Origin of the sequence: Nocardioides daphniae, assembly GCF_004777465.1 — a bacterium.
Classification (GTDB): Bacteria; Actinomycetota; Actinomycetes; order Propionibacteriales; family Nocardioidaceae; genus Nocardioides; species Nocardioides daphniae.
In genome coordinates this window covers 1,772,959-1,793,061 of record NZ_CP038462.1, presented here as the reverse complement: position 1 = coordinate 1,793,061, position 20,103 = coordinate 1,772,959, and the positions used below count along the sequence as shown (strand labels likewise).

Annotated in this window: 19 protein-coding genes and 4 pseudogenes; 6 read left to right on the top strand and 17 right to left on the bottom strand. The window is 69.7% G+C overall.

The features are described 5' to 3' along the window. Window positions 1-33: 33 nt before the first annotated feature. The 3 genes and pseudogenes from E2C04_RS08805 to E2C04_RS08795 all read right to left on the bottom strand — a co-directional run bounded on the left by E2C04_RS08805 (window position 34) and on the right by E2C04_RS08795 (window position 4,378). On the bottom strand, window positions 34-1,935 hold the full coding sequence (locus E2C04_RS08805) for an ABC transporter ATP-binding protein (protein ID WP_308632344.1): 1,902 nt from the start codon (window positions 1,933-1,935) through the stop codon (window positions 34-36). 12 nt (window positions 1,936-1,947) lie between these two features. After that, complete coding sequence (locus E2C04_RS08800) at window positions 1,948-2,736, bottom strand: enoyl-CoA hydratase/isomerase family protein (RefSeq protein ID WP_135832314.1); 789 nt, start codon at window positions 2,734-2,736, stop codon at window positions 1,948-1,950. Window positions 2,737-2,780: 44 nt separating this feature from the next. Beyond that, a pseudogene (locus E2C04_RS08795) lies at window positions 2,781-4,378 on the bottom strand (ABC-F family ATP-binding cassette domain-containing protein). Window positions 4,379-4,445: 67 nt separating this feature from the next. On the opposite strand from E2C04_RS08795, the gene ypfJ reads away from it, so the two are divergent. Beyond that, window positions 4,446-5,378, top strand: coding sequence for a KPN_02809 family neutral zinc metallopeptidase (ypfJ, locus tag E2C04_RS22300; RefSeq protein ID WP_135832313.1), 933 nt, complete (start codon window positions 4,446-4,448; stop codon window positions 5,376-5,378). A 25-nt stretch (window positions 5,379-5,403) separates the two neighbouring features. On the opposite strand, the gene E2C04_RS08785 is transcribed toward ypfJ, so the two are convergent. After that, on the bottom strand, window positions 5,404-6,318 hold the full coding sequence (locus tag E2C04_RS08785) for a phosphotransferase (RefSeq protein WP_135832312.1): 915 nt from the start codon (window positions 6,316-6,318) through the stop codon (window positions 5,404-5,406). 81 nt (window positions 6,319-6,399) lie between these two features. Here E2C04_RS08785 and E2C04_RS08780 point away from each other — a divergent pair, with 81 nt between their 5' ends. After that, window positions 6,400-7,038, top strand: coding sequence for a GNAT family N-acetyltransferase (locus tag E2C04_RS08780; protein WP_158630646.1), 639 nt, complete (start codon window positions 6,400-6,402; stop codon window positions 7,036-7,038). A gap of 21 nt (window positions 7,039-7,059) precedes the next feature. On the opposite strand, the gene E2C04_RS08775 is transcribed toward E2C04_RS08780, so the two are convergent. From E2C04_RS08775 to E2C04_RS21400, 12 genes and pseudogenes are all read right to left on the bottom strand, one after another. After that, complete coding sequence (locus E2C04_RS08775) at window positions 7,060-7,656, bottom strand: acVLRF1 family peptidyl-tRNA hydrolase (protein ID WP_229721615.1); 597 nt, start codon at window positions 7,654-7,656, stop codon at window positions 7,060-7,062. A gap of 14 nt (window positions 7,657-7,670) precedes the next feature. Continuing rightward, a complete protein-coding gene (locus E2C04_RS08770; RefSeq protein WP_202977719.1) occupies window positions 7,671-8,231 on the bottom strand; it encodes an NYN domain-containing protein in 561 nt (186 codons plus the stop codon). A gap of 9 nt (window positions 8,232-8,240) precedes the next feature. Then, on the bottom strand, window positions 8,241-8,576 hold the full coding sequence (locus tag E2C04_RS19655) for a metal-sulfur cluster assembly factor (protein ID WP_135833731.1): 336 nt from the start codon (window positions 8,574-8,576) through the stop codon (window positions 8,241-8,243). Window positions 8,577-8,764: 188 nt separating this feature from the next. Beyond that, entirely contained in the window at window positions 8,765-9,133 is a 369-nt protein-coding gene (gene sufU / locus E2C04_RS08760) for a Fe-S cluster assembly sulfur transfer protein SufU (protein ID WP_477529284.1), read from the bottom strand. A gap of 99 nt (window positions 9,134-9,232) precedes the next feature. Further along, window positions 9,233-9,625 (bottom strand): aminotransferase class V-fold PLP-dependent enzyme, encoded by a 393-nt coding sequence (locus E2C04_RS21945; protein WP_477529302.1) that lies wholly within the window; start codon window positions 9,623-9,625, stop codon window positions 9,233-9,235. 65 nt (window positions 9,626-9,690) lie between these two features. Then, a pseudogene (locus E2C04_RS22295) lies at window positions 9,691-9,738 on the bottom strand (hypothetical protein); the annotation flags it as partial. A gap of 196 nt (window positions 9,739-9,934) precedes the next feature. Next, a pseudogene (locus E2C04_RS21935) lies at window positions 9,935-10,486 on the bottom strand (aminotransferase class V-fold PLP-dependent enzyme); the annotation flags it as partial. Between the two features lie 57 nt (window positions 10,487-10,543). Further along, window positions 10,544-11,305, bottom strand: coding sequence for a Fe-S cluster assembly ATPase SufC (gene sufC, locus E2C04_RS08750; protein ID WP_135832310.1), 762 nt, complete (start codon window positions 11,303-11,305; stop codon window positions 10,544-10,546). Between the two features lie 35 nt (window positions 11,306-11,340). After that, window positions 11,341-11,676 (bottom strand): non-heme iron oxygenase ferredoxin subunit, encoded by a 336-nt coding sequence (locus tag E2C04_RS08745; protein WP_135832309.1) that lies wholly within the window; start codon window positions 11,674-11,676, stop codon window positions 11,341-11,343. Beyond that, entirely contained in the window at window positions 11,676-12,872 is a 1,197-nt protein-coding gene (gene sufD, locus E2C04_RS08740) for a Fe-S cluster assembly protein SufD (protein ID WP_135832308.1), read from the bottom strand. The genes E2C04_RS08745 and sufD overlap by 1 nt, the downstream gene beginning before the upstream one ends. Before the next feature lie 66 nt (window positions 12,873-12,938). Next, entirely contained in the window at window positions 12,939-14,702 is a 1,764-nt protein-coding gene (sufB, locus tag E2C04_RS08735; RefSeq protein ID WP_420873105.1) for a Fe-S cluster assembly protein SufB, read from the bottom strand. 210 nt (window positions 14,703-14,912) lie between these two features. After that, window positions 14,913-14,984: pseudogene (locus E2C04_RS21400) on the bottom strand (transcriptional regulator); the annotation flags it as partial. A gap of 195 nt (window positions 14,985-15,179) precedes the next feature. Between E2C04_RS21400 and E2C04_RS08725 the strand changes: the two are divergent. The 4 genes from E2C04_RS08725 (at window position 15,180) to E2C04_RS19650 (ending at window position 19,057) form a co-directional block, all read left to right on the top strand. Further along, on the top strand, window positions 15,180-16,208 hold the full coding sequence (locus tag E2C04_RS08725) for an ABC transporter ATP-binding protein (protein WP_238694486.1): 1,029 nt from the start codon (window positions 15,180-15,182) through the stop codon (window positions 16,206-16,208). Further along, on the top strand, window positions 16,177-16,872 hold the full coding sequence (locus E2C04_RS08720) for an ABC transporter permease (protein ID WP_238694485.1): 696 nt from the start codon (window positions 16,177-16,179) through the stop codon (window positions 16,870-16,872). The genes E2C04_RS08725 and E2C04_RS08720 overlap by 32 nt, the downstream gene beginning before the upstream one ends. Window positions 16,873-16,874: 2 nt before the next feature. Further along, window positions 16,875-17,798: a COX15/CtaA family protein gene (locus E2C04_RS08715; RefSeq protein ID WP_135832306.1), complete on the top strand. Its 924-nt coding sequence runs from the start codon at window positions 16,875-16,877 to the stop codon at window positions 17,796-17,798. 74 nt (window positions 17,799-17,872) lie between these two features. Next, window positions 17,873-19,057, top strand: coding sequence for a L,D-transpeptidase family protein (locus tag E2C04_RS19650; protein ID WP_229721618.1), 1,185 nt, complete (start codon window positions 17,873-17,875; stop codon window positions 19,055-19,057). 25 nt (window positions 19,058-19,082) lie between these two features. Here E2C04_RS19650 and E2C04_RS08705 read toward each other — a convergent pair whose 3' ends face one another. Next, complete coding sequence (locus tag E2C04_RS08705; protein ID WP_135832305.1) at window positions 19,083-20,045, bottom strand: heme o synthase; 963 nt, start codon at window positions 20,043-20,045, stop codon at window positions 19,083-19,085. Window positions 20,046-20,103: the final 58 nt, after the last annotated feature.

The following is a 20,103-nucleotide window of genomic DNA, read 5'->3' as shown; positions in this document are numbered from 1 at the left end:
GACGCAGGAGCGGCACCGGTCCGGTTCTGCCCGTCAGAGGGTCGCGACGGACTGCGCGGCGGCGTCGCCGTCGAAGAACTGGGTGCGGTGCAGGTCGGCATAGAGACCGCCGTGTGCCAGCAGCTCGGCGTGCGTGCCGCGCTCGACCACGCGTCCCTGGTCGAGGACGAGGATCTGGTCGGCGCCGCGCACGGTCGACAGACGGTGCGCGATGACGAGCGAGGTACGTCCGGCGAGGGCGTTGTCCAGCGCGCGCTGCACCGCAGCCTCAGACTCGCTGTCGAGGTGGGCGGTGGCCTCGTCGAGGACCACGACGGCCGGTGCCTTGAGCAGGAGTCGGGCGATCGCCAGTCGCTGCCGCTCGCCACCGGAGAGGCGGTAGCCGCGGTCGCCCACGACGGTGTCCAGGCCGTCGGGCAGCGAGCGGACCAGCTGGGCCACGTGGGCGGACTCCAGGGCGGCCCAGATCTCGTCCTCGGTGGCACCGGGGCGCGCGTACAGCAGGTTGGCACGGATCGTGTCGTGGAACATGTGCGCGTCCTGGGTCACGTAGCCCACCACGGACTCCAACGACTCCAGCTCGACGTCTCGTACGTCGTGCCCGCCGACGAGCACGCTCCCGCTGTCGACGTCGTACAGCCGGGCGACGAGGTGGGTCATGGTGGACTTCCCCGCGCCGGAGGGACCGACCAGGGCCACCACCTGGCCGGGGGCGGCGGTGAACGAGACGCCGTGGAGCACCTCGCCGGAGTCGCGGCTCTCCTTGCGGGCCACGCCCTCCAAGGAGGCCAGCGAGACGTCCTCCGCACGCGGGTAGCTGAAGTGCACGTCGCGGAACTCGAGGCTGGTGGGACCGGCCTCCAGACGGACGGCGTCGGGACGCTCCTGGATCAGGGAGGGCAGGTCGAGGATCTCGAAGACGCGGTCGAAGGAGACCAGCGCGGTCATGACGTCGATCCGCACGTTCGAGAGGGCCTGCAGGGGCCCGAGGAGGCGGGTCAGCAGGATGCCGAGGGCCACCACGGTTCCGACGGAGAGGTCGCCACGGATCGCGAGGTAGCCGCCGAGCCCGTAGACCAGCGCGGTCGCCAGCGCAGGGACCAGGCTCATCGCGGCCATGAAGAAGCGGGTGAGCAGCGAGATCCGGATCCCCAGGTCGCGCACGACCGCCGCCTTGGAGGCGTAGAACGCGTCCTCGTCCGCGCGTCGCCCGAAGAGCTTCAGGAGCATGGCGCCGCCGACGTTGAACCGCTCGGTCATCGCGTTGCCGAGGTCGGCGTTGCCGTCCATCTGTGCACGCGTGAGTCCGGCCAACCTGGCGCCGACCATGCGCGAGGCGAGCAGCAGGAACGGGAAGAGCAGCAGGCAGAGCAGCGTCACCTGCCAGCTCAGGAAGAGCATCGTGACGCCCACGACGAGCGCGGAGACCACGTTGGACACGGTGCTCTGCAGCGTCGACGTGAAGGCACGCTGGGCGCCGATCACGTCGTTGTTGAGCCGGCTGACCAGGGCCCCGGTCTGGGTGCGGGTGAAGAAGGCGAGCGACTGGCGCTGCACGTGGGCGAAGACCTGCGTGCGCAGGTCGAAGATGAGACCCTCGCCGATCCGGCTGGAGAACCAGCCGTTGACCACCGTGAAGACGGCGCCGAGCAGGGCCACCGCGGCCACGCCGGCCGCCAGCCAGGCCACCAGGGAGACGTCACCGGCGACGACGCCGTCGTCGATGATCCGCTGCAGCAGCAGCGGCGGCACGGCCACCAGGGCCGCGTCCAGGACCGTCAGGCCCAGGAACCAGGCGATGATGCGACGGTGCGGACGGGCGAACCCCAGCACACGCCGCAACGTGCGACGTTCGAGGTGCGTGTCGACGACGGACCTGTCGGCCCTCATGTGGCGCATGGCGGGCCGTCCCCCGCCCATTCCCATCATCGACATGGCATCTCCTTCTCAGCCGCTCATCGCGGCTGCCACGGCACGGAAGCGTCGCACCTGCGACGTCCGCTCGAGTTCGCGCTGCTCGTCGAGGTTGCGCTGGTCGGCCCCCCGGAGCAGGGCCTTGGTCTCGGTGACGACGTCGGGCATGGTGCTCACCAGCGTCCTCGCCAAGGTGTTCACCGCCTCGTCCAGCTCGTCAGCGGGGTGCGCCGAGAGCGCCAACCCGATCCTCACGGCCTCCTCTGCCTCCACCACGCGTGCGGTGGCGCAGATCTCCAGGGCCCTGCTGTAGCCAACAGCCTCGACCAGCGGCTTTGTTCCCGTGAGGTCGGGCACCAGTCCGAGCGCGGACTCCTTCATGGAGAACTTGGCGTCGCTCGAGACCAGGCGGATGTCGCAGGAGAGGGCCAGTTGGAAGCCGGCACCCACGGCGTAGCCGCGCACCTTCGCGATGCTCACGAAGCGCGGGTCGCGCAGGAAGGTGAACCCCTCCTGGTACTCGCCGATCGTGTCCGCCATCGCCTCGTCGCTGCCGGCGAGGAGGTGCAGGATCGACTCGCCGCCTGCGGTGCCCCGGGGGTCGAGCACGCTGCGGTCGAGGCCGCTGGAGAAGTGCTCGGCCTCGCCCTCGACGACGACGACGCGTACGTCGTCGCCGATCGACCGGCCGATCGCGGCGAGGGCGCGCCACATCGCGGGGGTCTGGGCGTTGCGCACCTCGGGGCGGTCGATGGTGATCGTCGCGACGGCGCCGTCGACCTGGTAACGAAGTCCGACGGCAGCAAGGTCCTCAGGAGTCATGGACGCATCCTAGAGGCACTTGCTACCCACGGGTAGCAACACCGTCAGGCCAGCGACACGAGGTCGGCGTAGTCGTCGTTCCAGAGGTCCTCGTCGCCGTCGGGCAGCAGGAGGACGCGGTCGGGCTCCAGGGCACGCACGGCGCCCTCGTCGTGGGTCACCAGCACGATCGCCCCCTCGTACGAGCGGATCGCGGCCAGGACCTCCTCGCGCGACGCGGGGTCGAGGTTGTTGGTCGGCTCGTCGAGCAGCAGCACGTTGGCGCTCGACACGACCAGGCTGGCCAGGGCCAGGCGGGTCTTCTCGCCACCGGAGAGCACGCCCGCCGGCTTGTGGGCGTCGTCGCCGCTGAAGAGGAACGAACCGAGCACGGAGCGCGCCTCGGTGTCGGTGAGCTGGGGCGCGGCCGACTGCATGTTCTCCAGGACGGTGCGCCTCGTGTCCAGGGTCTCGTGCTCCTGCGCGTAGTAGCCCACCTTGAGCCCGTGGCCCGGCACGACGGTGCCGCTGTTGGGCTCGTCGACCCCGGCCAGGAGCCGCAGCATCGTCGTCTTGCCGGCACCGTTCAGGCCCAGGATGACGACCCGGGAACCGCGGTCGATGGCGAGGTCGACGCCGGTGAAGATCTCCAGGGCACCGTAGGAGCGGGAGAGCCCCTCCGCCATCAGGGGCGTCTTGCCGCAGGCGGCAGGAGCCGGGAACTTGATCGCGGCCACCTTGTCCTGCTGGCGCTCGCCCTCAAGCCCCGAGACCATCTTCTCGGCGCGCTTGAGCATCGACTGCGCGGCTGAGGCCTTCGAGGCCTTGGCGCGCATCTTGTTGGCCTGGTCGGTAAGGACCTTGGCCTTGGACTCGGCGTTCTGGCGCTCCCGACGGCGGCGACGCTCGTCGGTCTCGCGCTGCGTCAGGTACTGCTTCCAGCCCATGTTGTAGACGTCGATGGTGGCGCGGTTGGCGTCGAGGTGCAGGACCTTGTTGACCACCTGCTCCATGAGGGCGTTGTCGTGGCTGATCACGATGAAGCCGCCCTTGTGGTTCTTCAGGAACTCACGCAGCCAGACGATCGAGTCGGCGTCCAGGTGGTTGGTCGGCTCGTCCAGGATCAGGGTCTCGGCCCGGAGAAGAGGATGCGGGCCAGCTCGATGCGACGGCGCTGACCACCGGAGAGGGTCTTCAGCGGCTGGCTGAGGATGCGCTCCTCGATGCCGAGGCTGCTGGCGATCGTGGCGGCCTCCGACTGCGCGGAGTAGCCACCGTTGGCGTGGAGGTCGTCGTCGGCGCGGGCGTAGCGGCGCATCGCCTTCTCGCGCACGGCCGGGTCGTCGCTCCCCATCTCCTCCTCGGCGCGACGCATCCGTCGTACGACGTCGTCGAGGCCGCGGGCGGAGAGGATGCGGTCGCTCGCGATCACCTCGGGGTCGCCGGTGCGCGGGTCCTGCGGGAGGTAGCCCACCTGGCCGCCGCGGACCACCTCGCCCGACGCGGGCTGGGCCTCCCCTGCCAGGACCTTGGTCATGGTGGTCTTGCCGGCACCGTTGCGACCGACGAGCCCGACCTTGTCCCCGGCTGCGACACGGAAGCTGACGTTTTCCATGAGGAGACGCGCGCCGGCGCGGACCTCAAGCTGTTGGGCAGTGATCATCTCGTGACTAGTCTACGGAGATCAGGCTCCAGAAGCCCGTTGGCGCCGACGCGGAAGGACTGTCCACATGCGCTTCAACCCCAAGGCCAGCCTCGACACCGGTCGGGTCTCCGACCGGGGCGGTTCCGGACTCGGCGGGGGAAGCAACGGGATCCCGATCCCCGGTGGCGTCAAGGCCGGTGGTGGGGCGGGCATGCTGATCGTCCTCATCATCGTGCTGGCGGCCAGCTGCCTGGGCGGCAACGGTGGCTCGGGTTGCCGGGCGGGATGCTCGGTCAGGGCGTGGGCACGGACACGACACGGATGGGCGACAGCGAGCGCTACGCCAACTGCCAGACCGGCGCCGACGCCAACGAGGACGTCGACTGCGCCCGGGTGGCGGTGGAGAACTCCCTCTACACTACTGGAGCGACCTCTTCGAGCGGGGCGGTGGCACCTTCCGTCCGGCACGATGTCGACGTTCTCGGGAGCCACCAGCACGGGCTGCGGCCAGGCCTCGAGCCAGGTCGGCCCGTTCTACTGCCCCGCCGACCAGGGCATCTACCTCGACACCACCTTCTTCGCCGAGGTTCTCGAGGGCCAGCTCGGTGGCCAGGGCGGCGACTTCGTGGAGCCCTACGTCCTGGCCCACGAGTACGGCCACCACGTCCAGAACCTCCTCGGCACCATGGGCAAGGTCCGCACCCAGCGCGGCGCCGACAGCGACGCCGTGCGCCTCGAGCTCCAGGCCGACTGCTACGCCGGCATGTGGACCCGTGCCGCCGAGGGCACCGGTGAGGGGGTCGCCATCATCGAGGACCTCGACGAGGGCGACATCACCGAGGCGCTCGACTCGGCGAAGGCCGTGGGTGACGACCGGATCCAGAAGCGCTCCGGGGGGCGTGTCGACAAGGAGGGCTGGACCCACGGCTCGTCGGAGCAGCGGATGCGGTGGTTCAGCACCGGCTACGAGACCGGCGACCTCGAGGCGTGCGACACCTTCTCGGCCAGCAGCCTCTGACCCAGGACACCGGCGGCCGCCTCTCTCAGGTCCGAGCGGTCAGCGCCTCGATCTGCGGGAACTGACGCTGCATCGCCCTGATGTAGGGCGCCACGCTCGGGTGCCGGAACTTCCCGGCCAGGGCACCCTCGCCGCCGGCCACCCTGGCCAGCGCCCAGTCGGTGCGGGTGAGCACGGTGTAGACGGCCGTGACCTGCGCGGCGTACCGCACCTCGTCACGGTCGACGTCGGTGCCGAGGCCGCCGAGGTAGGCCACGAGCAGCGGGTCGAACTCCTCACGGACGCTCAGCGTCAGGTAGCCCAGGTCGGCGCCGGCGGGTGCGGTGCCCAGGCCTGACCAGTCGATGGCGACGACGTCGTCCCCGTCGCGGCCCCGCAGGTTGGCCGGCACGGGGTCACCGTGCTGCATCACGTGCCGGTGGTCGGACAGACGACCGAGGTGCACCTCACGCCGACGCCACAGCAGGTCGGCGACGTCGGCCACCGGCGTACGGGCCAGGGTGGTCCACCCACCGCGCCGAGCCACGTGGCCCAGACGGGTGGCGAGCTGGTCGCGCGCCGTCCACGGGGCCTCGACGAGGGGCGTGGCCGCGAATCGGCCGAGGCTGCGGGCGAGGAAGAGTCCGTTGTGCTCCTCCGGCTCCACCCACGGGTGGAGCAGCGTGATGCCAGCCTCGTCCTCGTCGATGCGCAGCGCGGGCACGGAGCGCAGCCCCGGCGTCGTGTCGACGACCCCGGACGCGGCAACGTCCGCGGCCCGACGCCAGTACGCCGGGTGGTGCGGCTGGCCCGTCTCGGGCGGGTCGTACGGCCCGGGGGCGGAGATCCGCTTCACCACGATCGGTCGGTCAGGACCCGGCACCAACCAGAGACCAGTGGAGGCGGGCCCACCGGGGAGGCGTTGCCACCCCGGCTGCGGCTGCCAGGTGTCGGCCCTCATCGCGGCGCCCTCATGTCGACATCGTGACAGAGCGCCCACCCGAAGTCCGGCATTGCGTGGCAACCCGCCTACCATCACTGCGTGCCAGCCCCTAACGACGACGTCCTCGAGCTGTGGCGCCGCGTGGTCAACTGCCGGGTCGAGGAGATCGAGGAGTGGCACACCACGCCCGCCTCGAGCTCGGTCGGCACCCGCGCTCCGGGGGCCCGGTGGAGCGTCGGGCAGCTGGCAGGCATCCGCACGGCCGAGCTGCTGGCGGTGCCGGTCGCGGAGTGGACGGCTGCCGACCATGCCCACGTACGCCGTGTCGCCGGCTTCGTACGTCGGCACCGTGCCCAGTGGCCCCGCGGTGACGTGCGGGAGCGTCGTTGGCGCCACGCGCTGCGCAACTGGGGCCACGACCCCCTGTGGGAAGGACGCCTCACGCTCAGTGCGCTCGACGGGCAGGGCCAGGTGCTGGTCGACGGGGAGCCCGTCGGGACGCTGAGCACCTCGGCGGAGGACGCCCTGGTGCTGCACTCGCTGGTCCTCGAGGAGTCGTGGCGTGGGCGAGGGGTGGGCTCTGCCGTGCTGCACCAGCTGGCGGTCGACCACGACGGGCGGGTGCGCGCCGAGCTCGATCCGACTCCAGGCGCGGCTGACGTCCGGGCGCTGCTCGTACGGCGTCACTTCGACGCCCCGACGCCTGACTCGTCGGTGCTGACCCTCGTCGGGTGGTGACACCCCGTGGGACGCCGGGGCTCAGTCGGCGTTGTGCACCGTGACGCGCACGCTGAGTGCGTCCTGGACCGCCTTGAGCAGTGCCTCGCGCCGCGGCTCCCCGACGGTGTCCGGCAGGTGGTGGGTCGGCAGCTCCCCCAGCCCGGCGCCCTCGACCACCGCGGCCAGGCCCTCACGGTCGCCGGCCAGGACCAGTGGGCCGCGTAGCCCGCGGAGGTGGGTGCTGGCGTGGCCAGCAGCGGCTGCCCAGGCCTCGCGGGCCTGGTTGTCGCGTCGTCGGGCGAAGCGCTGCTGGCTCTGTCCCCCGGCCTTGGTGCGGCCCTGGACGTGGCGCTGACCGACCTTCGAGGAGACCATCCGCTCCCCCGCCATCCTCGCCACGGCGAAGCCGCCGCGACGGGCGATCAGGACGCCCCAGTCGTCGGGCGGCTCGAGGGCGGCGACCAGCTCGTCGGGTTCGGGACCACCGGCGTACGGGACCCAGAAGGGCAGCCGTGCCTCGAAGTACGACGTGTCCTCAGCCTCACCCCGTAGGGCGCCGTCGACGGTGCTCACCGCGGCGGCCCCGTGACGGGAGGCGAAGTTCTCCACCCACCGGACGAAGCGGCCGGCGGGCACGAGGACCGTGGTGGTCAGAGGAACTCCATCGGGTCGAAGTCGTCGATGGCGATGATCCGGATGCGCGGCAGACGCGAGTTGAAGGCGCGTACGTCGTGCTCCATGTCGACCAGGCGCAGACCCGGGAGGCCGCGAAAGGCGGAGTTCATGAACTCGGAGAAGCCGACCAGCGCCACGTGGCGGGTGCCGTCGCAGAGGCGACGCACCTGCGGCACGAAGTCGCCGTCGTGGCTGACCAGGGCGACGTCGGCCTCGCGCTGGGCGATCGCCTCGGCCATCTTCTGGATGGCGATGTCGACGACCTTGCCCTCGCCGCGCAGCGGCACGGGCCGGAAGCCGATCGCGGTGAGTGCCTGGATGAACGGCATCGGCAGCTCGTCGTTGACCGCCAGGAAGAAGAGGCCGCGGGCCGGCTGCTCGAAGGCGTCCTCCGCCCACTCGAGCAGACGGTCCCAGCGGGGACGCTCGTCGGGCCGGGGCCGGCGCCCCAGGATCGAGTTGCCGAGCGTGGCGTCGATGTTCTCGCCGTCGACCAGGACGTAGGTGACTCGCTCGTCGGCGCTCACATCGACCACGGACACTCCTCAGACGTTGAAGCCGAGCGCGCGCAGCTGCTCGCGACCGTCATCGGTGATCTTGTCAGGGCCCCACGGCGGCATCCAGACCCAGTTGATCGCGACGTCGTTGACGAGGCCCTCGAGCGCCATCTCGGTCTGGTCCTGGATGACGTCGGTCAGCGGGCAGGCAGCCGAGGTCAGGGTCATGTCGATGACGGCGTTGGAGCCCTCGTCGATGTGGATGCCGTAGACCAGGCCGAGGTCGACGACGTTGATGCCGAGCTCGGGGTCGACGACGTCCTTCATCGCCTCGGTGACGTCCTCGACGGCGACCGAGGAGGCGCTGGACGACGCGGCGGCCAGGTCGACCTTCGGGAGGTCGTCGTGCCGGCCGTGACCGTGGCCGTGGTCGTGCCCGACGTGGTCATGGCCGCTGTGGTCGTGACCAGCGTGGTCGTGACCAGCGTGGTCGTGACCAGCGTGGTCGTGACCAGCGTGGTCGTGACCAGCGTGGTCGTGACCACTGTGGTCGTGGGCGTGGGTCTGCTCGCTCATGCCTTCTCCTCGGTGAAATCGGTGCCGAGCACCTGCGCGGTGGCGTCCTTCCACGCCATCCACGACAGCAGGGCGCACTTGACGCGCGCGGGGAACTTGGCGACGCCGGCGAAGGCGATGCCGTCCTCCAGCACCTCCTCGTCCGGCTCGACCTGCCCCTTGCCCTGCATCAGGGTCAGGAACTCGGTGTGCAGTGCGATGGCCTCCGCGACCGTCTTGCCGATGACGAGGTCGGTCATGACGGAGGTGGACGCCTGCGAGATGGAGCACCCCTCGGCGTGGTAGGACACGTCGGCGATGCGGTCGCCGTCGAGCTGCACGCGCAGGGTGATCTCGTCACCGCAGGTGGGGTTGACGTGGTGCACCTCGCTGCCGAAGGGCTCGCGCAGCCCTGCGTTCAGCGGGTTCTTGTAGTTGGTGTAGGATGATCTCCTGGTACAGGGTGTCGAGCTCTGCAGACATCCTCAGCCCACCTTGAAGTAGGAACGGGTGTAGTTCAGGCCCTCGACGAGCGCGTCGATCTCCGCCGGGGTCGTGTAGAGGTACGACGACATCCGTGTCGAGCTCTGGACCCCGAACCGGGCGTGTGCAGGCTTGGCGCAGTGGTGACCGGCGCGCACGGCGATGCCGCGCGTGTCCAGCACCTGGCCACGTCGTGCGGGTGGACGCCGTCGATCTCGAACGAGATCGCGCCTCCGGGACTCCGCGTCCAGCGGGCCCAGCACCGTGAGGCCGGGCACCGTCGCCAGACCCTCCAGCGCGTAGCGCGTGATGGCCTGCTCGTGGCGGTGGATCGCCTCCATCCCGACCGCGGCGAGGTAGTCCACCGCTGCGCCGAGGCCCACGGCCTCGACGATGGCGGCGTACCGGCCTCGAACTTGTGCGGGATCGGGGCGTAGGTCGACCTGGCCATCGAGACCGTCGCGATCATCTCGCCACCACCCAGGAAGGGCGGCAGGGCGTCGAGCACCTCGCGCCGACCCCACAGCACCCGATGCCCGTCGGGCCGACGACCTTGTGGCCGGTGAAGGCCACGAGGTCGGCACCGCACGCCTGCACGTCGACCGCGAGCTGCGGAGCAGCCTGGGAGGCGTCGACGACGACGAGGGCACCGACGGCCTTCGCCTTCGCCGCGAGCTCGGCGACCGGGTTGATCGGCCGAGCATGTTCGACACCCAGGTGAAGGAGACGACCTTCGTACGCTCGTTGACCAGCTCGTCGACGTTCGACAGGTCGAGCCGGCCGTCGTCGGTGAGGCCGAACCAGCGCAGGGTTGCGCCGGTCCGCTCCGCCAGCATCTGCCACGGCACGATGTTGGAGTGGTGCTCCATCTCGGTGATGAGGATCTCGTCGCCCTCACCGACCTGGAGCGGGCCCCGCAGCGCCAGCGTGTTGGCCACCAGGTTGAGCGCCTCGGAGGCGTTCTTCGTGAAGATGACCTCGTCACGCGAGGGCGCGTTCAGGAAGGCGGCCACCCGGTCGCGTCCGTGCTCGAACGCCTCCGTCGACTCCGCCCCCAGCGCGTGCATGGCGCGCGCGATGTTGGCGTTGTGACGCTCCAGGTGGTCGACCATCGTGTCGATCACGATCTGGGGCTTCTGCGAGGTGTTGGCGCTGTCGAGGTAGACCAGGTTCTTCCCGCCGGAGACGGTGCGCTCGAGGATCGGGAAGTCCTTGCGGATGACGTCCAGATCGGGGAGCAGTCCTTCGAGACTCATGGTGCTCTCATTCACCTTCTGCGGTGGGAGGAGTGGTGCGGGGCAGTGCGGAAAAGGTCAGCCCGCAGCAGCGGTGAGGTACTTGTCGTACCCGGTGGCCTCGAGCTGGTCGGCCAGCTCCGGGCCGCCCTGCTCGGCGATCCGGCCGTTGACGAAGACGTGCACGAAGTCCGGCTTGATGTAGCGCAGGATGCGCGTGTAGTGCGTGATCAGCAGGACGCCCTTGTCGCCGTTGGCGGTGAAGCGGTTGACGCCGTCGGAGACGACCTTGAGGGCGTCGATGTCGAGGCCGGAGTCGGTCTCGTCGAGCACGGCGACCTTCGGGGCCAAGAGCTCGAGCTGGGCGATCTCGTGGCGCTTCTTCTCACCGCCGGAGAAGCCCTCGTTGACCGAGCGCTGGGCGAAGGAGGAGTCCAGGTTGTTGGACGCGAGCGCGGCGTTGACGTCCTTGACCCACGTACGCAGCTTGGGGGCCTCGCCGTCGATGGCGGTCTTGGCGGTGCGCAGGAAGTTGCTGACCGAGACGCCGGGGATCTCGACGGGGTACTGCATGGCCAGGAAGAGGCCGGCGCGGGCCCGCTCGTCGACGGACATCGCCAGGACGTCCTCGCCGTCGAGCGTGATGGTGCCGCTGGTCACCGTGTACTTCGGGTGGCCGGCGATGGTGTAGGCCAGCGTCGACTTGCCCGAGCCGTTGGGGCCCATGATCGCGTGGGTCTCGCCGTCCTTGATGGTCAGCGTGACGCCCTTGAGGATCTCCTTGGTGGCGTCCTCGGTCTCGACCGTGACGTGGAGGTCCTTGATCTCCAGAGTGCTCATCTGTGTGTCTCTCTTCTTCTCGAAGTCTGTGTCGTTCAGGACGGCGTGACGCCGTTGAGGGTCGTGCTCACGTCGACGTGGATCTCGTCGCCGTGCAGCTCGACCGGGAAGGTGGCCACGGGCTCGGTGGCCGGCGGCGTCTGGGGCTTGCCGGTGCGCAGGTCGAAGGTGGTCCCGTGCATCCAGCACTCGATCGCACAGTCCTCGACCTCACCCTCGGAGAGCGCGACGTGCGCGTGCGAGCAGAGGTCCTGGAGCGCGAAGTACTCCCCCTCGGCGTGGGCGACGGCGACGTCGATCCCGTCGAGGGTGACGGCGACCGCCTCGCCCTCGCGGAACTCGTTGACCGCGCAGGCGCGCTGGAAAGCCATCAGAGGTGCTTTCCGGTCACGTTCTTGGCGAGCTCGCCCTCGACCGTGCTGATCAGCTGCTCCTCAAGCGCCGGCACGTCGATCTTGCGGATCAGGTCGTTGAAGAAGCCGTGCACGACGAGGCGCTGCGCCTCCTTCTCGTCGATCCCGCGCGAGCGCAGGTAGAAGAGCTGCTCGTCGTCGAACCGCGCGGTCGCCGACGCGTGGCCGGCTCCCTCGATCTCACCGGTCTCGATCTCCAGGTTGGGGACCGAGTCGCACAGCGTGCCGTCGGTGAGGATCAGGTTGCGGTTCTCCTCGTACGTCTCGATGCCCTCGGCCGCCTGGCGGATGAGGACGTTGCCGATCCACACGGTGTGCGCGCCCTCGCCCTGGAGTGCGCCCTTGTAGATGACGTTCGAGGAGGTGCGCGGCTGGTTGTGGTCGGCGAAGAGTCGGTGCTCGATGTGCTGACCCGCGTCGGCGAAGTAGAGGCCGAGCATCTCCGCGGAGCCACCGGGGCCGGAGTAGCGGACGTTGGCGTCCATGCGTACGAGGTCACCACCGAAGGAGATGGCCGTGTGCTTGTACGACGCGTCGCGACCGACGAGCGCCTCGGTGTGGGTCAGATGGGTGGCGTCGTCCGCCCAGTCCTGCAGCGAGACCACCTGGACCTGCGCGGAGTCGCCCACGCGGATCTCGACGACCTGGGCCAGGGCGGCGGAGCCGGTGTGGCGCAGCACGACGACGGCCTTGGAGAAGTTGCCGAAGCGCAGGACGACGTGGCCGGCCTCGGTGTGGTCGGCGTCGTTCCCGACCAGGTTGACGATGACCGGCTCGGCGACCTCGGCCTCGGCCGGCACGTCGACGAGCAGCGTCTCGGGCACCTCGCTCAGGACACGGGCGCCGAAGAGCGTCGCCGGCTTGTAGCCGGAGATGCCGCGCAGCGCCCGGGCCTCCTCGCCCGACACCGTCTCCACCCGCACGCCCTCGGGCGTGTTGAAGGTGACCTCGGTGCGGGGGAACTGGAAGACCGCGTCGGCGGCCAGGCCCTTGAGGCGCTTGAGCGGCGTGAAGCGCCAGATCTCCTCACGGCCCGTGGGAGCGGCGGCGTGGTCGGCGACGTCGTACGAGCCGGTCGGGTGGAGGTGCGACTCCACCTTGCCCTGCTCGAGCGCCGCTGCGACCGAGTCGCGGGCAGTGTCAGTAACAGTCACGTCAGTTCTTTCCGTCTAGAAGTGGTGCAGGGCGCGTGCCCCGGAGGCTGCGGGTGGGGGCCGGCGTCAGCCGACCGCACCCTCCATCTGCAGCTCGATCAGGCGGTTGAGCTCGAGGGCGTACTCCATCGGGAGCTCCTTCGCGATCGGCTCGACGAAGCCGCGCACGATCATCGCCATCGCCTCGTCCTGCTCCATGCCGCGCGACATCAGGTAGAAGAGCTGGTCGTCGCTGACCTTCGAGACGCTGGCCTCGTGGCCCATCGAGACGTCGTCCTCGCGGATGTCGACGTAGGGGTAGGTGTCGGAGCGGCTGATCTGATCCACGAGCAGCGCGTCGCACAGCACGTTGGACTTGGAGCCGTGGGCACCCTCGTTGACCTGGATCAGGCCACGGTAGGAGGTGCGGCCGCCACCACGGGCCACCGACTTCGACAGGATCGAGGACGAGGTGTTCGGAGCAGCGTGCACCATCTTGGCGCCGGCGTCCTGGTGCTGGCCCTCGCCGGCGAAGGCGATGGAGAGCGTCTCACCCTTGGCGTGCTCACCCATCAGGTAGACGGCCGGGTACTTCATGGTGACCTTGGAACCGATGTTGCCGTCGACCCACTCCATCGTCGCGCCGGCCTCGCAGACCGCGCGCTTGGTGACGAGGTTGTAGACGTTGTTCGACCAGTTCTGGATGGTCGTGTAGCGGCAGCGACCACCCTTCTTGACGATGATCTCGACGACGGCGGAGTGCAGCGAGTCCGACGAGTAGATCGGCGCGGTGCAGCCCTCGACGTAGTGCACGTAGGCATCCTCGTCGACGATGATCAGCGTGCGCTCGAACTGGCCCATGTTCTCGGTGTTGATCCGGAAGTAGGCCTGGAGCGGGATGTCCACGTGGACGCCCTTGGGCACGTAGATGAACGAGCCACCGGACCACACCGAGGTGTTGAGCGCGGAGAACTTGTTGTCACCGGTCGGGATGACGGTGCCGAAGTACTCCTTGAAGAGCTCCTCGTGTTCCTTCAGCGCCGTGTCGGTGTCGACGAAGATGACGCCCTTCTCCTCGAGGTCCTCACGGATCGAGTGGTAGACGACCTCGGACTCGTACTGGGCGGCCACGCCGGCGACGAGGCGCTGCTTCTCCGCCTCGGGGATGCCGAGCTTGTCGTAGGTGTTCTTGATGTCCTCGGGGAGGTCCTCCCACGACTGGGCCTGCTTCTCCGACGAACGCACGAAGTACTTGATGTTGTCGAAGTCGATGCCGTCGAGGTCGGATTGGGCTTTGTCGGCATGGGCTTGCGCTGGAAGAGCTTCAGGCCCTTGAGGCGCATGTCCAGCATCCACTGCGGCTCGGACTTCTTGCTCGAGATGTCGCGGACGACGTCCTCGTTGAGGCCACGTGCGGCGGTGGCACCGGCATCGTCCTTGTCGGCCCAGCCGAAGTCGTAGCGGCCGATGCCCTTCAGCTCGGGGTTCAGCTCCTCGATGGAGGTCATGGTTCAGCCTTCCTTGTTCTTCGGGATGCAGGTGGTGCAGACGCCGTCGCCGTGGGCGATGGTGGCCAGCCTCTGGACGTGCGTGCCGACGACCCGGCTGATCGCCTCCGTCTCGGCCTCGCACAGTTGGGGGAACTCGTTCGCCACGTGGGACACCGGGCAGGCTGTGCTGGCAGAGCTGCTCGACCACGCCGACGCCGGGCAGGGCCCGCACGCTCGCGGCGTAGCCCTCGTCGGAGAAGACCTTGGCGAGGGCCTCGGCCGAGCTCAGGTCGGGCTCGTTCTCGATGACGGTGGCGAAGTCACGCTCGATGAACGCCGCGCGCTGCCTGGCGAATTCCATGACGGCGTCGTCGCCGGCGGTCTCCTTGAGGAAACGCAGCGCCTGGGCTGCCAGGTCGTCGTAGCCCTGGTCGAAGTGGTCACGCCCGGAGTCGGTGAGGGCGAAGACCTTGGCCGGGCGGCCACGGCCACGGTGGCCGTAGACCTTCTGCTCGCGCCCCTCGACGACACCTTCGCCGACGAGGTGGTCCAGGTGCCGGCGTACGGCGGCCGGAGTGAGCTGGAGACGCTCGGCCAGGGCGGCAGCGGTCGACGGCCCGTTCTCCAGGATGGAGCGGGTCACGCGCCCACGGGTGGACGCGTCGCCAACAGGCGCGACGGTCGTCCGGTCGAATTCCACAACGCAATTGTGATCTTATTGCTGGGGCGCTTCAAGTAAGGCGAACCTTAGTTCGCTCCCCCGGGGCGGGCCGTGTGACCAGCGTCTCGGTCGTGACCCTGGGCGATCGAGGGTGTGATCGCTCCCTAGACTGAGGCGGTGCCCCCAGCAGAACCCGCGGTCGTCGTCGACCGGCTCGTCATGAGGTACGGCGACAAGGTCGCCGTGGACCACCTCTCCTTCCAGGTCGACCGGGGCACCATCACCGCCGTGCTCGGCCCCAACGGCGCCGGCAAGACCACCACGCTGGAGACCTGCGAGGGCTACCGCAAGCCGCAGGGTGGGACCGTGCGGGTGCTGGGCCTCGACCCGCAGCGCGACCGGCGTGCCCTGCTCCCCCGGATCGGCGTGATGCTGCAGTCGGGCGGTGCCTGGAGCGGCGTCAAGGCGATGGAGATGCTCGACCACGTCGCCCGGCTGCACGCGCACCCGCTCGACACCGGGATGCTCTACGAGCGCCTGGGCCTGGCGGACTGCGGCCGGACGCCCTACCGACGGCTGTCGGGGGGCCAGCAGCAGCGCCTCGGCCTGGCGATGGCGCTGGTGGGCCGCCCGGAGCTCGTCTTCGTCGACGAGCCGACGGCCGGCATGGACCCGATGGCGCGGCGTACGACGTGGGAGCTCCTGGAGGAGCTGCGCGGCGACGGCGTCACGGTGGTGCTCACCACGCACCACATGGACGAGGCCGAGCGCCTGAGTGATCTCGTGCACATCATCGACCGCGGGCGTGTCATCGCCTCCGGGACACCTCGCGAGCTCACGAGCTCGCACAAGGAGGCGACGCTGCGCATGGTCGTCCCGACGCTGTCGGGGGACGCCCGCACCGAGCTCGCCCAGATCCTCGGCGACGACGTGGAGATCACCGCGCTCGACGAAGCCGTGCAGATCTCCGGCCCGGCCGACGGGTCGACCCTTGCCGCCGTGGCGCGCTGGTACGAGCACCACGAGGTGCTGCCGGTCTCGCTGACCCTGGGCAGCGCACCCTCGAGGACGTCTTCCTCGAGCTCACCGGACGGGAGATCGAGGCGTGAACGGCACCTTCTCCCCCGCGCCGGGCTCGGCGCCGCTCAGCCAGCAGGTGCGAGCCCAGGCGCGCATGGAGGCGCGCCTGATGATGCGCAACGGTGAGCAGCTTCTGCTCGCGCTGGTCATCCCGCTGCTCGTCCTGGTGGGTGGGCTCTACGCAGCTGACCGCGTCGACCTGGGCATCGACTCCGAGCCGATCGACCTCCTGGCTCCCGGGGTCCTGGCGCTGGCCGTCATGAGCACGGCCTTCACCGCCGTCGCGATCGCCACCGGCTTCGAGCGCCGTTACGGCGTGATCAAGCGTCTTGGCTCCTCTCCCCTGCCGCGCCACGGCCTGCTGCTCGGGAAGGTCGGGGCCCTCCTGGTCGTCGAGGCGGTCCAGGTCGTGGTGATCGGTGGGGCCGCCCTGGCCCTCGGCTGGTCGCCCGACGTGGCTGCGGTCGGGGTTGTCCTCACCGCGGTCCTCGGGACGGCTGCGTTCGGCGCCCTCGGGCTCCTGATCGCCGGGGTGCTCAGGGCGGAGGCCACCCTCGCGTTGGCCAACCTCGTCTACCTGCTGCTGATGGCGGGCGGCGGCGTCGTCATCCCGGCGGCCCAGTACGGGCCGGCCAGCGGCTTCGTGCAGGTGCTGCCCAGCGGCGCGCTCGGGGAGTCGTTCCGCTCGGCGCTCCTGCACGGCCACACCGACTGGACCGCCCTCGGCGTCCTGGCCGTCTGGGCCGTGGTCGCCTCCGTCCTCACCGCCCGCACCTTCCGTTGGGAGTGACCATGGTCAAGTTCCTCGAGCGACTGTCGACGTGGCTCTGGCCGTTGGCCGTGGCCAACCTGCTGGCGAACATCGGGATCGTGGTCACCGGCGCTGCAGTGCGGCTCACCGGCTCCGGACTCGGCTGCCCCACGTGGCCGCGCTGCACGGACGACTCCTACGTCACCCACCCCAGCATGGGCATCCACGGCGCCATCGAGTTCGGCAACCGGATGCTGACCTTCGTGCTCGTGGTGATCGCCATCTCGTGCTTCCTGGCGGCCGTCGGATCGCGTGACCGCGTGGCGCTGCGTCACTCGCTGGTCGTCGCCCTGGGCGTCCCGTTGCAGGCGGTGATCGGCGGCTTCACCGTGCTCACCGACCTCAACCCCTGGGTCGTCTCCCTGCACTTCATGGCCTCCATGCTCATGGTGATGGTCTGCCTGGCCCTCCTCGACCACCTGCGCAGTCCCCAGCGTGACGCTGCGCCCGCGCCTCAGCGCACCGTGGCCTGGGCGATCATGGTCGTCGGATGGGTGGTGCTCTACCTCGGCACCGTCGTCACCGGTGCCGGCCCGCACGCCGGCGACGCCGATGCGCGCCGCAACGGGCTCGACCCGGCCCTGGTGTCGCAGGTGCACGCCACCGTGGTCTACGTGCTGGTGGCTCTCACCCTCACGCTTCTCGTCCTGGCCCGGCGCTCGGGCGACCGTTGGCTCGTGGTGGTGACCACGGCCCTGCTCGGTCTCGAGCTGCTGCAGGGCGTCATCGGCTGGAGCCAGTACCTGCTCGACCTCAACGAGCTGCAGGTCGCGCTGCACATGCTCGGCGCCGGTCTGCTGGCGGCGGGTTTCGCCCGCGTGTGGCTCGCCACCCGGCCTCACCGTGCCGGGGAGCAGCCGACCGGTCGCCTCCTCGCCTGGGCCAGCGGCGACGCGCCTCGGTGACCTCGAGGCCGTGACTGCGTACGATCGTGGGCCAGGCCGCCGCCACATCGGCTCGTGACGTTCGGGGGAACACGATGCACCAGACGACCATCCATCCACGTCGGGCCCTGGCGGCCGCGGCCGTCAGTGTCCTCGCCTGCGGAGTGCTGGCCGCGCCCAGCGGAGCGGCCGAGCTCACGCCGACGCCCAGTCCGGCCGAGGCAAGCGTCACGCCCACCCCCAGCCCGGCTCCCAGTCCGGCCCCGACTCCCGGGCCCAGCGCCAGCTCCACGCCCACCCCGGCGCCGGCGCCTGCCACCAGTGCTGCTGCTCCCACGGCGCCGCAGGCCGACCCGACGCACTCGCCCAGCCCCGAGCCGACGCCTGAGCCCGAGCCGGAGCCGTTCGTCCCGATCAAGAAGGGCGAGCGCTCCCAGCGCGTCCGGGTGCTGGAGAGCCGCCTGCACCAGCTCAAGCTGCACTCCGAGGTCATCACGTCGTACTTCGAGGAGGAGACCCGACGCGCGGTCGTCGCCTTCAAGACGAAGTACGACCTCCCCGGCCACCGCGGGGTCGTGAACGAGGCTGCCTGGACGAAGCTCCTCAGCCTCACCCGCGAGCCCACGGCCGACGAGCTCAACAACGTCTACACGCCCGGTCCGGCGATCCTGAAGCGCGGGGCGAAGTCGGGCAAGGTCCGCGACCTCGAGGCGCGCCTGGCGCAGCGCAAGCACTTCAGCGGGCGAGTGGGCACGACGTACGACCGTCGGACCGTGAAGGCGGTGCGCGCCTTCCAGAAGGCCGTGAGGATCCCGGTGACCGGTGAGGTCGATGCCCGGACGCTGCAGCGCCTGCGCGCCGCCACCCGCAAGCCGACGAGATCGGAGCTGCGCAACTGGGGCTTCGACCTCGACAGGCGCTGCCTCAAGGGCAGGGTGCTCTGCATCGACAAGACGACGCGCGCGCTCAAGTGGGTCGTCAACGGTGACGTGAAGGTGCGCCTCGACGCACGCTTCGGCGACCCGTACTACCCGACCCGGGAAGGCTCGTTCAAGGTCTTCCGGAAGTCACGCGACCACGTCTCGAGCATCTACCACTCACCGATGCCGTTCGCGATGTTCTTCTCCGGCGGGCAGGCCGTGCACTACTCCCCCGACTTCGCCCGCAACGGTTACGACGGCAACTCGCACGGCTGCGTCAACATTCGCGACCGCAAGGCGATCGCGCGACTCTTCGACCAGGTCAGGATCGGCACGAAGGTCGTCGTGCACCGCTCTTGACGCCCGACGCGTCGTACGCGGCGGCTCAGCGCAGCAGCGGGTCGATCGCGACGGCGACGAAGAGCAGCGACAGGTAGAGGTTCGAGTTGTGGAAGAGCCGCATCGGCGCGATGTCGACCAGCTCGTTCGACCGCTTCGTACGGCCCCACATGCGGTGCGCCTCGACGAGGAAGACAGCGCCGAGCACCACGGCGACAACCGGGTAGAACCATCCGGTGTCGGCCACGGGCCACAGCAGCAGCGAGGTGGCGACCATGACCCAGCTGTAGATGACGATCTGGCGGCCGACCACGGCGGCCGGAGCGACCACGGGCAGCATCGGCACGTCGACGTTCGCGTAGTCCTCGCGGTAGCGCAGCGCGAGCGCCCAGGTGTGCGGCGGCGTCCAGAAGAAGACGACCATGAACAGCACCACGGGCTCCCACGCCAGCTGCTCGGTGACCGCGGTCCAACCGATCAGGGTCGGGAAGCAGCCGGCGATGCCGCCCCAGACGATGTTCTGCGTGGTGCGACGCTTGAGCAGCATCGTGTAGATGAAGACGTAGAACGCGATGGCGCTCACCGACAGCACGGCCGAGAGCCAGTTGACCTGTGTCCACAGCACCGCGGTCGACAGCACCGCGAGCACCGTGGCGAAGACCAGGGCCGAGCGGGGCGTCACCACGTGACGAGGGAGTGCGCGGCGCTTCGTACGACGCATCTGCTCGTCGATGTCGCGGTCGTAGACGCAGTTGTACGCCGACGCCGCGCCTGCACTGAGCGCCCCACCGAGGACGGTCCACAGGACCTTGTCGAGCTCGGGGATGCCCCGCGCGGCGAAGAACATCACCGGCACGGTGGTGAGCAGCAGCAGCTCGATGACACGCGGCTTGGTGAGGCCGACGTAGGCGGCGACCACGTCCTTGAAGGTCGCCCTGCCGGTGTCGCCCTCCTCGCCGGAGGTGGTGGACGGCTCGGCAGCAGATGCCGAGTGGCCGACGTACGTCACGGGCTGAACCTCAGAGCTTGGGAAGTGGTGCGGGGTCGAGTCTAGCCGCTGCTCCGGA

Bases quoted from the DNA above. Each gene is read 5' to 3' on its own strand.
- E2C04_RS08805 (WP_308632344.1), bottom strand. From the start codon at position 1,935: ATGTCGATGATGGGAATGGGCGGGGGACGGCCCGCCATGCGCCACATG.
- E2C04_RS08800 (WP_135832314.1), bottom strand. From the start codon at position 2,736: ATGACTCCTGAGGACCTTGCTGCCGTCGGACTTCGTTACCAGGTCGAC.
- ypfJ (WP_135832313.1), top strand. From the start codon at position 4,446: ATGCGCTTCAACCCCAAGGCCAGCCTCGACACCGGTCGGGTCTCCGAC.
- E2C04_RS08785 (WP_135832312.1), bottom strand. From the start codon at position 6,318: ATGAGGGCCGACACCTGGCAGCCGCAGCCGGGGTGGCAACGCCTCCCC.
- sufC (WP_135832310.1), bottom strand. From the start codon at position 11,305: ATGAGCACTCTGGAGATCAAGGACCTCCACGTCACGGTCGAGACCGAG.
- E2C04_RS08745 (WP_135832309.1), bottom strand. From the start codon at position 11,676: ATGGCTTTCCAGCGCGCCTGCGCGGTCAACGAGTTCCGCGAGGGCGAG.
- sufB (WP_420873105.1), bottom strand. From the start codon at position 14,702: ATGGAATTCGCCAGGCAGCGCGCGGCGTTCATCGAGCGTGACTTCGCC.
- E2C04_RS08720 (WP_238694485.1), top strand. From the start codon at position 16,177: ATGGAGGCGCGCCTGATGATGCGCAACGGTGAGCAGCTTCTGCTCGCG.
- E2C04_RS08715 (WP_135832306.1), top strand. From the start codon at position 16,875: ATGGTCAAGTTCCTCGAGCGACTGTCGACGTGGCTCTGGCCGTTGGCC.
- E2C04_RS19650 (WP_229721618.1), top strand. From the start codon at position 17,873: ATGCACCAGACGACCATCCATCCACGTCGGGCCCTGGCGGCCGCGGCC.